We start from the raw sequence: 13,299 nt of genomic DNA on the forward strand, positions 1-13,299 counted from the left end.
CCGAATATCCCTGCCCATCCCCTCCCCATCCCCTCCCCATCGCCCCCAACGGGAGTGACATGTCTGCCTCTGCCTCTGCCTCTGCCTCCTCCTCTGCCTCACCGAGCCGCCTGCGCCGCTGTGCCGCGGCCCTCACCCTCACCTCCTGCCTCGCCGTCCCCGCGACTGCGGACGCCGCCCAGGCCCCGCCATCCCACCGGGACTCGTCTCCCGCCGCCGCTTGCGCGCTGCCCGGCAGGACCGGCTGGACCGACGAAGGCCATGACACGGACCGGGCCCAGTTCCAGCCCGCCACCGGCACCCGGCGCGTCCTGACCCTGTTCGTGGACTTCCCCGACGGCCGGGCCACCGACTCCACCGACGAGTACGCCGCTCAACTCGCCCCCGCCGCCAACTGGATGCGCACGGCCAGCTACGGCCGCGCCCACCTCGCCTTCACCTCCTTGTCCCGCTGGATCCGCATGCCGTCGACCTCGGACTCGTACGGCTTCGAGCGCGGCCTGACCTTCGAGGCCCACGAGAAGTACGTACGCGACGCGATCACTGCCGCCGACCCCCACGCCGACTTCTCGCGCTACGACATGGTCTATGTCGTCCCCACCAAGGCGGCGTCCGCGATCTCCTTCTCCCCGACCTATCTGTACGACCCCAGCACGTCCGGTGTGACCGCCGACGGCACCCGCATCAAATGGGCCGTGACCTTCGGTCAGGACCTGTGGCGGTGGGGCCCCAAGGTCGCCGCCCACGAGACCGGCCACACCTTCGGGCTGCCCGACCTGTACTCCTTCACCGGCGCCACCCACCAGTACGTCGGCGGCTGGGACGTGATGGGCAACATCGCCGGCCCCGCCCCGCAGTACCTGGGCTGGCACTCCTGGAAGCTCGGCTGGACCCGCGACACCCAGGTCAGCTGTCTGGCCGCAGCCGGCCGACGTACCGTGCACCTGACTCCGGTGGAACGACGCGGTGGCACCAAGATCGCCGTGCTGCGCACCGGCGAAACGACCGCATACGTCGCGGAGTCCCGCCGCGCCGAGGGCAACGACCGGAACGCGTGCTCAACCGGAGTTCTCATCTACAAGGTCGACTCCGCCTCCCCGACCGGCGAGGGACCGGTCCGTGTCATGCACGGCAACTCGCCCACGACCACACCCAGCGGCTGCACCGAGCTCGACCTGGCGGCCTACCAGCCCGGCCAGTCCTTCACGGACCCGGACAGCGGCGCCCGTATAGACATCCTCGCGGGTGGCAGCGCGGGCGACACGGTGCGGCTCACCAAGTCCTAGCTACCGATGTGTTTGGAAGTGGGGATTGCGGCCCATGGCGGCGAGGGCGCGCTGCGATGCGGGGTCCCTGTCGAGGGCGTAGTCGCACGAGTTGCCATGGCCGTGATCATTCCAATACAGGACGGCGCCGATCTTCGGATGGGCGACCACGTAGCGGGTCATCGCGTGGAGGTATGACGGCCGGACACTGCGGTCGGTGAACGGGACGCTGCCCCACTCCGGGATGAATACCGGCTTGCCCGGCGCGTGGGCGGTGCTCCAGGTAAGTGTGGGGCCGAAGATGTCGCCGGGTTTCGGGGCGCGTTCGGCAGGGTCCACGTACGTGCCGCTCGCCTTCTTCGTACAGCCGCCGGAGACGTAGCCGTCCGCCCCGACGACGTCCACGAATTGGGTCCCCGGCCAAAAGCTGTTGGCGATATCGGGCTTATGGAAGGCGCTCGCGGTCAGGATCCACACCCAACGCAGGCGGCCGCCGGATCGGGCGTCCAGCTGTGCCCTGGCTGCCAATTCACGGACATGGCGCCAGGCCGCGACGAAGTTCGCCGGACGCCCCTTCCGCGCGTTTATCTTCGCGTTGGGTTCGTGGTTGAACGACACGTAGATCGCGTCCAGATGATGCGTGGTGGCCGCCGTGTTCACCGCACGCAGGAATTTCAGCACGACGGCGTCCGACTTTCCTGCGGCGATCGACGCCCAATCCCGGTGCCGCCCCGTGCCGAGGCTGGTCAGCAGCGTGGCCCCAGAGCGCAGCGCACCGGTCTCATCCGCGGAGGGAAATGCGCCGGCGTTGTCGATGGTGTCGTAAGTACGCACCATCGCCGGCGACCGGCCGAGATGCGGCAGCCCGGACAACTGCGCGTCGCCACCGAACAGCACACCGGACGATGCTGCCCCCGATGCATCCGAAGCACCCGAAGTATCCGAAGCGCCCGAAGCGTCTGAAGTACCTGAAGTATGCGTGGCCCTCAGCGGCGCTCGTGACGTCCCGGACGGCATCAGCGCGTTACGGCCGGACCAGCTGGTGATGACTACCGCGACCAGGGCCAGGAACGCAGCCACAGCCAGGGCCTGCCGACGGATACGGAACAGTCTGCATCCATGCATGGTTCGCTTTTCCCCTCGGGGAGATCACCGATCGGGCTCTGGTCCGGAATCTGCGTTACCCAGATTGGGCTCCACAGGTCACGCGCCTGGCAAGAGTCGTCGCGCGATACTTCGGTGTCCCCTGGTGTGCTGGGGCCGAGCATGCTGCGGAGGGCTCCGAAATACCTAGGGAGCCGGGCTCAGATACCTACGGGGCCGGATGACGCGAGACACGCTCCCTAGCCTGGAGCGTGGTGCCGGGCTCGCGGAGGGCACAACAGCGAGAGTGGCATTCGCGCCGGAGACAGACCTGCCACTGCTCCTCGGCGCGATCACCAAGCAGCAGTGGGTGGAATCCATCGTGATCGGCCTCGCGGGGCAGGCACCGGAGGCACAGGCCCGCGAGCTGGGGACGGCGCTCGCCGAGGCGCCGTTCTGGGCAGACGACGTTGTGGTGGCCATGCTTCTTCGGGCGCGGGCGCACATGCCCTTGGTGCTGGTGACCAACGCGACCTTGGAATTGGAGGACGATCTGGCAGCGTTGGGTCTGGCGGATTTCGCAGACCATGTCGTCAGCAGTGCACGGATGGGGGTGGCCAAGCCGGACCGAAAGATCTACGAGATCGCGGCCCAACTGGCGGGTGTCGCCATGGACCGGTGCCTCTTTGTGGATGACCGGCTTGAGAACATCGAAGCCGCGGCCGGGCTCGGGATGACCGGTGTGCACTACCGCGAACCTGCCGACCTCCGCGGCCCGTTGGGCTTCCTGCTGGGCGGCTGAGTCACCTGGCCGCACTCCACGGCCGAGCAGACCCCCTCGGGGCCGACTTCGTCCCCGGCGGGCCACGTCGAGCTCAGCGACCTCGACGTAGCCCGGTTCGCACCCCGTCTGATGGGCGATCAGAGGAAGCCCACCGTCATGGCGTACAGGCCCACGGCGCTCAGCTCGTCGGCTGAGCCGGCTCGGCCCCGTACGCCGGCTCGGCCTGCCTGCCGCAGAACACCTTCTTGAGGAGCTTTTCCAGCACCTTCGGGAACACCTGCGCCTGGTCGATCGCGGCGTCCCCCATGGTTATCGAGGCGGTCATGGTCATCTTGCCGTCCGGCGTGCTGTACATCAGCGCCCCGTAGCCATTGTTGCTGCCGTTGTGGTTGAGGAGGGTGCCGACGCAGTTCGGGCCCGTGTCCTGCACGTACAGCCCAAGGCCGTAGCGGCCGAAGAGGCCGGCGCTCTTGGGGTGCGGCTTGCGCATCTCGGCCAGCAGCTCGGTCGGGATGAGCTTGCCACTGTTCAGGGCGGAGAAGAACGTGTGGAGATCCTTGGTGGTCGAGATCATCTCACCGGCGCTGGAGATCCAGGAGGGGTTCTGGCGGGTGACGTCGATGACCTTCCACTGGCCGGCGTCCTCATACCGGTGGTAGCCGTGGGCGTGCGGCCCGGGGATGTCCGTCCGGGTGCCCGGCACCATGGTGTCGCGTAGGTGGAGCGGCCGCAGGATCCGCCGCTTCATCTCCTCGCCGTAGGGTCGGCCGGTGACCTTCTCGATCAGCAGCCTGGCCAGCACGTAATTGGTGTTGGAGTAGCTCCAGTTCGTGCCCGGCTCGAACTTCGCCGGCTTGGACAGCGCCAGCCGTACCAGTTCTTCGGGCTGGTAGGTGTGGAACCGCTTGTCCACCCACTCCTTGCCCTGCCAGGGGATCCCCGGCACATACGTCCCGTCGTCGTAGACCTCGCCGCCGGCGAAGTTGAACAACCCGCTGGTGTGCTGCAACAGCATGCGCACCGTGATCCGCCGGTCCAGCCTGAACTCGGGCAGGTAGTCGGCCACCGGCCCGTCCAGCCTGACCTTGCCGTCGGCCACCAGTTGCAGCATCAGGGTCGCGACGAAGTTCTTGGTGGTGCTGCCGATCCGGAAGCGGCCGTTCGTCGGAGGCTTGGCGCTCTGGCCCAGCTTGCGCACCCCGGCGCTGCCGACCCACTCACCCCGCTGATCGTTCACGCGCATCTGCATCCCGGCGTAACCGGCGTCGACGAGTTCCTGGATGGCCTTCTGCAGCTCCGGGCGATCCTGCTCGGCTGCGGCCTTCGGCACGGCCCTGCTGCCCGCGGTGGCCACCGCGGGTGTGGCCGCCCCGGCCAGCAGCGTGATCGCCAGCGCCGTGATCCCTACTCGCCGGAAGATACGTGGCATTCGGGCCCTGTCGTTTTTGGCACCCCTGGCTATTCCTGAGACCTCGTGCCCGGCCTTGCCGAGCGTGGTGTGTGCCATGGCCCCAAGGTCGTTCACATTCGAGGTTAAGTTCATGGCGCCAAGATGGCACATGTGTGGCGCCAATGCAAGCCACTATGGCTCAGGTTGGCGTCGAAGTGACGTTCACTTGGCTTCGCGTAAAGAGAAGGCCCTGGTCAGTCGCGTGAAGGTTGGTGCCACGGTTCATGCCGGAGCCCAGTGCCGCAAAGCCGGCGTTGGGGTGGCGGCTGCGTCGCGTAACGCAGCAAGGTTCGCCTGGGGAAAGTTCTCTGGCCGGACTTCTGGTATTCACCCGTGGGATCGACCGCCGCTCGCGATCTCGCGTTCGCTGCGCATGAAGTTGCGTCTGGCGCGCATGGACGCGCGTTCCCGGCGCCATGTCAACTGAGCAAGCCATCCGTGCACTTGAGCCGTGCAAGTGAGTAGCCCGAGTGGGTTGCGCAGGTGAGTTGCGCAAGTCAATCGTGCAAGTCAGCCGTGGAGGCCAGCCGTGCACGCGATGTCCGTCCGCGATCCAGGAGTGCCCGTGGCCCTCGCACCTAGTTCGTTCAGAGTCGCCGTGAAGGCGTCGGTGGTTGCCGTCGCCGCGGTGGGACTCGTCGCCCCCGGTGTCGTCGTCGACCAGTACGGAGACACCGCGGTCGCCGCTTCGACGACCGTCGTTCCTCGGCCGATCGCCGGCTGGCAGCACGACCGTCTCACCTCCGGTGTCGATCTGTACCGGGGGACTGCCTCGGGCCGCCCCGGCGCGGACCACTGGACCGTCACGGTGCGGGCGAACGGCGCTCACCTCGCCACCGAGCAGGGCGCGGAGACGCTGACGGAGCGGCTGCGTGGCGCCGGGTTCAACGCTCGCAGCGAGCGGGTGGAATGGCCGCGGGGCTCGGACCGCAAGGGGCTGGTCGGTGTGCGGGTCCGGGTGGGGGAGTACGACATCCAGTCCGAGGCAGACGCCCAGCGTCAGGCCCTGGCGGCCGCGGGGTTCGAGGCGGTCAGTGAGTGGACCGGCGCAGACGGTGTGCCCGGCACCGGACTTGCCCAGGTCAAGGTGGCGATCGTCGACCCGAGGCGTTATCGCGGCGCGCTGGACGCCACGTACGGCACAGGTGTCGCCGGCCGGGAGAAGGTGAGCGACATGGCTGTTGCCAACGACGCCCTGCTCGGCGTCAACGCGGGCTTCTTCGTCATGGAGGGCAAGGACGGCGTACCGGGCGCCTCGGCCGGTATCGCCGCGTACGACGGGGAGTTGCAGAGCGCGGCGACCAACGGTCGGATCGCGGCGGTGCTGCGCGGTGACGGTCTCCGTCCGGAGTTCAAGAAGCTCAGTACGGAGCTCAGGGTCCGTGCCGGCGGGGCGACCGCGATGGTGGACGGCGTCAACCGCGTTCCTGGCCTGGTCCGCAACTGCGGTGGTGTCGGCGGCGACTCCCCGACCGAGCGGCCGCAGCACGATGTGACCTGCACCGACCCCGACGAGATCGTTGAGTTCACTGACGAGTTGGGCGCGAGCACCCCGGCCGGTGACGGCGTCGAGGCGGTGCTCGATGAGGGCGGCCGGGTGCGGGAGGTGCGTGCGCGCGGCGGTGCCGTGCCGAAGGGCGGCAGCGTGTTGGCCGGCATCGGCGAAGGCGCCTCCTGGCTGCGTACGCATGCGAAGCCGGGCACGGAACTGACGGTGCGACGGCGGATCCTGGACGAGCGCGGCCGCGAGCTGGAGCTCGGCCCGCAGGACGACATCGTCAACGGCGGCCCCGAGCTGGTCCGCAACGGCGAGGTCGCGGTGAACTACGGAGCCGACGGCATCGAGCGGACCGGCGACCCGTCCTTCGCGTACACCTGGGGCATCAAGCGCAAACCGCGGATGCTCCTGGGCGTCGACGGGTGGGGCCGAGTCCTCCTGGTCGCCGTGGACGGCCGCCGGCCCGGCCACAGCGACGGATTCGGGCTCAGCGAAGGGGCGGAATTGATGAAGTCGCTCGGCGCGGTGCGCGCCATGGCCCTCGATGGCGGTGGTTCGGTCAGCACGGTGGTGAACGGCAAGCTGATCAACTCGCCGTCGGACGGCACCGAGCGGCCGGTGGGCGACGCGTTGCTGCTCACCCGCTGAGCGAACGCATCGGCGTGAGCCCTGTTGGCGGGCGATCGCCGTCCGGGCCGGCCCCTGTAGTTGGCAGACGGGGGCCGGGGCCTGGGGGCCGGTGGTGTGCCTGCTGGCGACTCCGGCCCCCTCCCGTCAAGCGGCGTCGAGGGCTTCGGTGATCTTGCGGGTCATGTCAGCCAGCGTGGGGCTGGGCTCGCCCTTGTGGGCCCGGGTGGCTGCTTCGAGGGCGACGATGACGGTGCTGCGGAAGTTGTCGGCCTCCGCCGGATCCTGCTCCCTGAGCAGGCCCATCGCTGCCGTCAGGGCGGGCAGCACCTGGTCGGCGATTGAGGCTACGGACTTGTGGTTCAGCTTCGCGCCCTTCGGCTTCTCGGCGAGCACATGCCCGACCAGGCCGGTCGCGGAGTACAGGGCGATGGAGCCCTCGGTGGCGATCTTGCCGGGCGAGCTGGTGGCACCGGCGGCGCTCATCAGCTCGACGGCGCCGTAGGCGGCGGTCCGCAGGGTGAGCTTGTCCTGGTCGGTGAGGGTGATGGACATGGTGGTGTGCTCCTTCAGATCTGTTACGAGCGTTCATTGAACGGACGGGTACGGACGGGTGTGGAATGCCGGCCTCAGGCAGACCGGGCCAAGGCGACGCAGGCCCGGTGTCAGTCGTCGATCGCCTGGTACACCGTGGTCCAGAAGTCGTGGATGAGCCGCGCCGAATCCGCGGTGGTCATCCCGACCTGGGTGAGCAGGGTTCCGGTGAGCTGGTTGTCCGGGTCGGCGTAGGTCGTCGTGCCGGTTCCGCCGTCCCAGCCGAACTGGCCGATGGGCGCGTAGTCGCCGCGGTAGGTGCGCACCGCCATCCCGAAGCCCCAGCCGCCTTGCTGCCCCTGGCCGAACGACACATGGACGCTGTTGCGGGCGAGGGCGGATCGGGCGGCCTCCTGCTCGGGCGTGAGGTGGTTGGTGGTCATCAGCTCGACGGCGGGCCGGGACAGGACGCGTTCGCTCCCGTGCATCCCGCCATTCAGCAGCATTCGGAAGTAGGCGTGGTAGTCGTCGACGGTGGAGACCAGCCCACCGCCGCCGCCCTCGAATGCCGGAGGCCGGCTGTACCGTCCGCCCGCTGCCTCGTCCCATACGTGAAACTCTCCGGTCTGCGGATCGGGGACGTAGCTGGGCGGCAGTCGGTCGATCTTGCCCGCGGGCACATGGAAGCCGGTGTCCTTCATCCCCAGCGGATCGAGGACGCGTTCGCGCAGAAACTCCTCGTACGACTGGCCCGTGACCCGCGCGACGAGCACGCCCAGGACGTCGTGACTGATGTGGTACTGCCAGTGCTCTCCCGGCTGGCGCATCAGCGGAAGCGTGCCCAGGCGGCGCATCCACTCGTCCGGCTCGGGCATCGGCTCCTCTCCCTGGGGGGTGAGGTTCTGCTCGAAGATCGCGTTCATGATCGGGGCGCCCAGCGACGTCAGATCCATGCCGAGCCCGAACGTGGAGGTCAGTAGGTCCCGTACGGTGATCGGCCGCCGCGCCGGCACGGTGTCGTCCAGTGGGCCGTCGATCTGCTTCAGCACCTGTCGGTCGGCGAGTTCGGGCAGCCACGGGTCGACCGGGTCGTCCAGCCGCAGCCTGCACTCGTCGAGCAGGACCATCACCGGCGCCATCGCGACCGGCTTGGACGTCGAAGCCATCCGGAAGATCGTGTCCCGGCGCATTGGCGCGCCACCGTCATGACGCATCGTCCCGATCGCTTCGACGTGCGTCTCGTCGCCCCGGCTGACCAGCGCGACGAGTCCGGGAATCTTCCCCGACTCGACATGCCGTGCCAGCACCTCGCGCATCCTGCGCAGCCCTGTCTCGGAGAAGCCGCTGTTGTCTTTCCCCATCGTGATCCCCCTTGCGTGCAGATCTCCAACGTTCAGCAATCGCTGAACGACTGCGACAGTACATTGCGTTTACCGATCCGTCAAAGTTCAAAGAGGCCAACGAGGCCTGAAATGCGAGCTGAATCGGCTTACGTTGCAATGGGCCTGAAGCTGAACGCAATGAGGTCGGGGTCCCGTATTGCAATGGGCTGTGCGTGAACGCATACTGAGCAGCGGGGTGCTGCGGACACGGGCCCCGCACACGTCGACAGTCGACAGATAGGAGACGAGCGCCGATGCCCGGAGGCAGGCTCACCAACGAGGAACGTCAGCACATCGCCGCGGGGTTGGCCGAGGGACTCGGATACACAGAGATCGGCCGGCGTCTGGGGCGGCCCGCCTCGACCATCATGCGGGAGGTCACCCGCAATGGCGGATCCGACGATTACGGGGCGGACCGGGCACAGGAGGCCACACGGCATCGTGCGCGCCGGCGCAAGCAGGCTCCGCCTCCGACGCCGCCGGTCCTCGACAGCGGGCACGGGCGTGACCCCCAAGAGGTCCAGGACTTCACGGAGTCCTTCACCGCTCTCCTCGTTCAGCAGGGCCTGCCCAAGATGGCCGCCAGGGTGCTGGCCTGCCTGCTCGTCACCGACTCCGGCACCCTCACCGCCGCTGACCTGGTCCAGCGGCTTCGCGTCAGCCCGGCGTCCGTCTCACACGCCGTCACCTTCCTCGAACAGCAGGGAATGCTCAGGCGGGAACGAGCTTCCGGCGCGCGCCGCGAACGCTATGTCATCGACGACGAGATCTGGCTCCGGTCCACCCACGCAGCTCTGCAGATGAACGACGCCCTGACGGCCGCATTGCAGCGCGCAACGGAAATTCTCGGGGCCGCAACCCCGGCGGGCGCCCGCTTCGAGTCCTCCGCCGAATTCCTTCTCCTCGTGAGCGAGTCCCTCCAGAAGGCCATGGAACAGTGGCGGCAGAGCCGGCCCGCCCAGAGCGCCGGGAGCGCCGGGCGACAGTAATGGTCTCTCGCTGGACGCCCGGGAGTCCGTAACGGCCCGGAACCCCGCTGCCACGACGTCGCCCGGCTCCCGACTCCCGGCTCCCGGCCGAGTATGACTTCAGGCCGTCCGGGGGCGGTCGTGGCGGCCCGTGCGATGCTGACGGCATGTCTGTCCTTCCGGCGCCGCCTGAACCGATATCTGCCGACCCTCCCGGTTCCACGTGCCGCGCGTTTCTTACCCAGTCGTGGCTCGACCTGGCCTTCCTGCACTGGGCCGTCGATCCCACGGACGTGTCCCAACTCCTGCCGACAGGCACCGTTCCCGACACGCTTGACGGAGCCACTTACGTGGGGCTCGTCCCCTTCCGTATGCACCGCGTCGGCTGGTTTCGTCTCCCCGGTGTGCCCTACTTGGGTACCTTCCCCGAGACCAACATCCGTCTGTACACGGTGGACGCCCAGGGCCGCCGCGGCGTGGTCTTCCGCTCGCTCGACGCCTCCCGCCTCATACCGGTGGCCATCGCCCGTACCGTCTTCCAACTGCCGTACCTCTGGTCCCGTATGACCATCCACCGCAGTCGCGACACCATCACCTACACCAGCGCCAGGCGCTGGCCCGGGCCCCGAGGCGCGTACAGCCGGATCACGGTCCGCCCTGGAGAGCGGATCCACCAGCCCACCGAACTGGAACACTTCCTGACCGCCCGCTGGGGGATGCACAATTACGCATTCGGACGTACGGCATACCTTCCGAACACCCACCCGCGCTGGCCCCTGCACCGGGCCGAGCTGATCGAGTGCGACGAGGACCTCACCCTGGCCGCAGGGCTTCCGAGATCGCTCGGCGCCCCGGTGAGTGTGCTGTACTCGCCCGGTGTCGCGGTCCGATTCGGTCGCCCCAATGCCTCAGCCGGCGCCTGCGCAGACCGGCGCGTACAGGAACCCGGCGACGTTCCCCCATCCGCCTCCAAACGCTGAGATGCTGCGATGCTGCTGCGATGCGGCGGAAGGCATGGCATGGCACGGCATGGAATGGAATGGCCGGCGTGGCACTGCACGGTTGCCCCAGACGAACACGGCCTCCGCAGCGTGAACTTCGACCCGTCCAAGTCCTGACGGGCCGCACGGTCCTTCGGTTCTTCCGAAATCCTTTGACCGCGGCTCTTTCCTCCCTGGTCCGGGACGGGCAGGCTGGGGACATGAACCTGGCCGAACACGCGAACGCGCGTCTCGCCGACTGGCCGGTGCTCTCGCGGGGGAGTGCGTGCTGCGGAGCACAGCACTGCCTATGCGCCGGCTCCCAGGAAATCGTCCACTTCCATGGCGACAACGAGGTTGACGTTCACCTGACGCACAACATGATCGACAAGCTGCGTCCGGCTCTCCGGAATTCCAGCGCCCTCAAGCTGTCCGCGGCATCCGGATGGATCACGGTCCGGCTGGAAATGGGCTCCGACATCGACCTGCTCGCCACGCTCGTCAGTGCCGCACTGCTGGCGACCGGAAGCCAGCCGGGGGCGGCCGAATCGGCTCGACCCGACCCCTGCACCCGGGGATTCTCGCAGGCGTCCCATCACCTTCATCTTCCCTCGCGCTAGTCGCGGCGGCCCCCCGGCCGGTTTCGGAGGCAGCGGGAGAGTCGTCTCCGGCTGACGGGTCGGCGGCTGGCATGGCGTCGGGAGAGCCAGGTCCCGCGTGGTGTATGTAGGAGGCATGGACCTTCGTCGACTCCGTGGTGCTCATCGATGGCCGGGACAGGCGAACCGTGCGCTGGTGGCTGTGCCGCTCATGCTCATCCTGGTCGTCACGTTGGTCGACATCCTGGCTCCGCCCGAGGTCCACCTCGGTCCCTTCCTGGTCGCCGCTCCCGCCATCACGGCGTCGTTCGGCAGCCCGCGGATGACGGCATTCGTCGGCGCGGTGGCAGTACTGGCACAGGCTGTCGTCGCCGTCACGAGGACCAGCCTGACGGATCTCAACCACTCCTTCCAGATCACCGCTCTGATCCTGATCTCAGCGTTCGTCACGTTCTTCGCGTACCGCCGTGAGCGGCACGAGCGGGAACTGACGCAGCTCAGATCGGTGGCGGAAACGACCCAGGAAGTGTTGCTGAGGCCTCCTCCGGAGCGGATCGGCCCGCTGCGTATCGCGTCGGTCTATCTCGCCGCCGAGGCCGAGGCGCAGATCGGCGGCGATCTCTATGCCGTCGCCCGCACCGCCCACGGTACGCGGATCATCATCGGAGACGTGCGGGGCAAGGGGCTCGAGGCCATCGGGGACGCCGCCCTCGTACTCGGTGCCTTCCGAGCTGCCGCCCACCGGCAGGCGGAGCTGCCGGCCCTGGTCGAATACCTGGATGGAGTCGCCTCCTCAGAACTGACGGACCCCGGCACTCCCCAGGACGAGCAGGCAGACCAGGGGGAGAGCTTCATCACCGCGGCGGTGCTGGACGTGCCTGACATCGAGTCGGCCCTGCGTCTGATCAACTGCGGACACCCCCCGCCTCTGCTGCTGAGGGACGGCCGGGTCACACCGCTGGAGGTGAGCCAGCCCGCGCTCCCTCTGGGGCTCACCGAATTCGTCCGGCCCGACTTCGCCGTGGAGTCCTTCCCCTTCGAGGACGGCGACGTCGTCCTGCTGTACACCGACGGCATCATCGAGGCGCGCGACCATGCCGGCGCGTTCTATCCTCTCGCCGAACGAATGACCACCTGGTCAGGCGACGGGCCTCGGGCCCTCCTCCGGTACCTGTGCGCGGACCTGATGACACACTCCGGCGGAACCCTCGGCGACGACGCTGCCATGGTCGCCCTTGAGCGCCATCCAGCAGCGGAGACCTGAGACTCTACGGAACGCCCACTCCCGAAGAGGAATGTCCCGGGCAGGCAAAACCGCTCATGAGGCGGGAGGTTACGGGGCGCAGGGCCACCAACCGGGGGACGGGGGAGCTCCGAGGCGGGCCGTACACTTCTGGATCATGCCCATGCCACGATCGGCCCCTGCCCTCGACGCGACCGTTGTACCCACGGGACGCCGGAAGCTGAAGATCCGCCTCCTCGTCAGCCTTTCGCTGGCCGCCCTCGGGCTGGGGGCGGCCACCGTACTCCTCCTGATGGTCTTCGGTGTGCTGGAGAAGGCCAAGGGCCCGGCGAGTGCGTGTGCGCTGGCATTGTTCTTCGGGCTGGGCGGCGTGCTCGTCGGTCTGGTGGCCTGGCAGGGCCGAAACATCGCGGTGATCATCGATGGCGCCGGCCTGTGGCTGGACACCGGCAAGGCGCGGCAGATCATCCCCTGGGTCGCACTGGCCGGAGTCGGCATGCACTGGAGCGACATGGGCAAAGGAGCGCGTCAGTACTCCGTCGAACTCTGCCCGAGCGGCCCGATCGAGGGCCGTGATCCGGTGCTCTGGGCCCTGATCCGCGACGAGGAACCGATCGCCCCCGGTCTGCCGAGGCTCCGCTACCGGCTGACGGTTCACGCGGACCACCAGGAACAGATCATGGTGGCCATCCGCCGCCATGCGCCGTCGCACCTGTGGCTGGGTGTGGCCCAGCGCGAGCGTGGCCACATCGGCCGACCGGACCTCAGCCGTCGCCCCCGGCGCTGACAGCGGCAGACGTCACCGCTTTCGAAGAGGGTTCTGTTTCACCGGGGTGCTTGGCGGCGGATCTGATCGTCGGCACTTCGGCGGGCGCGGCCTTGGGGC

General features: G+C 68.3%; 12 protein-coding genes. 8 read left to right on the plus strand and 4 right to left on the minus strand.

Annotation, left to right across the window (positions count from 1 at the left end; genetic code table 11):
* Nucleotides 1–59 precede the first annotated feature (59 nt).
* Nucleotides 60–1,286 carry a M6 family metalloprotease domain-containing protein gene (locus tag FCH28_RS07670; RefSeq protein WP_136738919.1) on the plus strand — a complete coding sequence of 409 codons (1,227 nt, stop codon included), beginning with the start codon at nucleotides 60–62 and terminating at the stop codon, nucleotides 1,284–1,286.
* Here FCH28_RS07670 and FCH28_RS07675 read toward each other — a convergent pair whose 3' ends face one another.
* On the minus strand, nucleotides 1,287–2,162 hold the full coding sequence (locus tag FCH28_RS07675) for a glycoside hydrolase family 26 protein (RefSeq protein WP_136738920.1): 876 nt from the start codon (nucleotides 2,160–2,162) through the stop codon (nucleotides 1,287–1,289).
* Between the two features lie 427 nt (nucleotides 2,163–2,589).
* Here FCH28_RS07675 and FCH28_RS07680 point away from each other — a divergent pair, with 427 nt between their 5' ends.
* A complete protein-coding gene (locus FCH28_RS07680; RefSeq protein WP_136738921.1) occupies nucleotides 2,590–3,150 on the plus strand; it encodes an HAD family hydrolase in 561 nt (186 codons plus the stop codon).
* Nucleotides 3,151–3,310: 160 nt separating this feature from the next.
* On the opposite strand, the gene FCH28_RS07685 is transcribed toward FCH28_RS07680, so the two are convergent.
* Nucleotides 3,311–4,639 carry a serine hydrolase domain-containing protein gene (locus tag FCH28_RS07685; RefSeq protein WP_246102505.1) on the minus strand — a complete coding sequence of 443 codons (1,329 nt, stop codon included), beginning with the start codon at nucleotides 4,637–4,639 and terminating at the stop codon, nucleotides 3,311–3,313.
* Nucleotides 4,640–5,147: 508 nt separating this feature from the next.
* Between FCH28_RS07685 and FCH28_RS07690 the strand changes: the two genes are divergently transcribed.
* Nucleotides 5,148–6,728: a phosphodiester glycosidase family protein gene (locus tag FCH28_RS07690; RefSeq protein ID WP_222852395.1), complete on the plus strand. Its 1,581-nt coding sequence runs from the start codon at nucleotides 5,148–5,150 to the stop codon at nucleotides 6,726–6,728.
* A gap of 126 nt (nucleotides 6,729–6,854) precedes the next feature.
* Here the strand turns inward: FCH28_RS07690 and FCH28_RS07695 are convergent, their stop codons facing one another.
* Nucleotides 6,855–7,262 (minus strand): hypothetical protein, encoded by a 408-nt coding sequence (locus tag FCH28_RS07695; protein ID WP_136738922.1) that lies wholly within the window; start codon nucleotides 7,260–7,262, stop codon nucleotides 6,855–6,857.
* 110 nt (nucleotides 7,263–7,372) lie between these two features.
* Complete coding sequence (locus FCH28_RS07700; protein WP_136738923.1) at nucleotides 7,373–8,602, minus strand: serine hydrolase domain-containing protein; 1,230 nt, start codon at nucleotides 8,600–8,602, stop codon at nucleotides 7,373–7,375.
* Nucleotides 8,603–8,877: 275 nt separating this feature from the next.
* Between FCH28_RS07700 and FCH28_RS07705 the strand changes: the two genes are divergently transcribed.
* From FCH28_RS07705 to FCH28_RS07725, 5 genes are all read left to right on the plus strand, one after another.
* Nucleotides 8,878–9,612, plus strand: a complete 735-nt coding sequence (locus FCH28_RS07705) for a GbsR/MarR family transcriptional regulator (RefSeq protein WP_136738924.1) — start codon at nucleotides 8,878–8,880, stop codon at nucleotides 9,610–9,612.
* A gap of 146 nt (nucleotides 9,613–9,758) precedes the next feature.
* Nucleotides 9,759–10,571 (plus strand): YqjF family protein, encoded by an 813-nt coding sequence (locus FCH28_RS07710; RefSeq protein WP_136738925.1) that lies wholly within the window; start codon nucleotides 9,759–9,761, stop codon nucleotides 10,569–10,571.
* 221 nt (nucleotides 10,572–10,792) lie between these two features.
* On the plus strand, nucleotides 10,793–11,191 hold the full coding sequence (locus FCH28_RS07715) for a luciferase domain-containing protein (RefSeq protein ID WP_136738926.1): 399 nt from the start codon (nucleotides 10,793–10,795) through the stop codon (nucleotides 11,189–11,191).
* Nucleotides 11,192–11,306: 115 nt separating this feature from the next.
* A complete protein-coding gene (locus FCH28_RS07720) occupies nucleotides 11,307–12,434 on the plus strand; it encodes a PP2C family protein-serine/threonine phosphatase (RefSeq protein WP_136738927.1) in 1,128 nt (375 codons plus the stop codon).
* Nucleotides 12,435–12,570: 136 nt separating this feature from the next.
* Nucleotides 12,571–13,200, plus strand: coding sequence for a hypothetical protein (locus FCH28_RS07725; RefSeq protein WP_136738928.1), 630 nt, complete (start codon nucleotides 12,571–12,573; stop codon nucleotides 13,198–13,200).
* Nucleotides 13,201–13,299: the final 99 nt, after the last annotated feature.

Origin of the sequence: Streptomyces piniterrae (assembly GCF_005048155.1) — a bacterium.
Lineage (GTDB): Bacteria > Actinomycetota > Actinomycetes > Streptomycetales > Streptomycetaceae > Streptomyces > Streptomyces piniterrae.

Coding starts and splice junctions, on each gene's coding strand:
- FCH28_RS07670 (WP_136738919.1), top strand. CDS start 60: ATGTCTGCCTCTGCCTCTGCCTCTGCCTCCTCCTCTGCCTCACCGAGC.
- FCH28_RS07680 (WP_136738921.1), top strand. CDS start 2,590: ATGACGCGAGACACGCTCCCTAGCCTGGAGCGTGGTGCCGGGCTCGCG.
- FCH28_RS07685 (WP_246102505.1), bottom strand. CDS start 4,639: ATGGCACACACCACGCTCGGCAAGGCCGGGCACGAGGTCTCAGGAATA.
- FCH28_RS07695 (WP_136738922.1), bottom strand. CDS start 7,262: ATGTCCATCACCCTCACCGACCAGGACAAGCTCACCCTGCGGACCGCC.
- FCH28_RS07700 (WP_136738923.1), bottom strand. CDS start 8,602: ATGGGGAAAGACAACAGCGGCTTCTCCGAGACAGGGCTGCGCAGGATG.
- FCH28_RS07705 (WP_136738924.1), top strand. CDS start 8,878: ATGCCCGGAGGCAGGCTCACCAACGAGGAACGTCAGCACATCGCCGCG.
- FCH28_RS07710 (WP_136738925.1), top strand. CDS start 9,759: ATGTCTGTCCTTCCGGCGCCGCCTGAACCGATATCTGCCGACCCTCCC.
- FCH28_RS07715 (WP_136738926.1), top strand. CDS start 10,793: ATGAACCTGGCCGAACACGCGAACGCGCGTCTCGCCGACTGGCCGGTG.
- FCH28_RS07720 (WP_136738927.1), top strand. CDS start 11,307: ATGGACCTTCGTCGACTCCGTGGTGCTCATCGATGGCCGGGACAGGCG.
- FCH28_RS07725 (WP_136738928.1), top strand. CDS start 12,571: ATGCCCATGCCACGATCGGCCCCTGCCCTCGACGCGACCGTTGTACCC.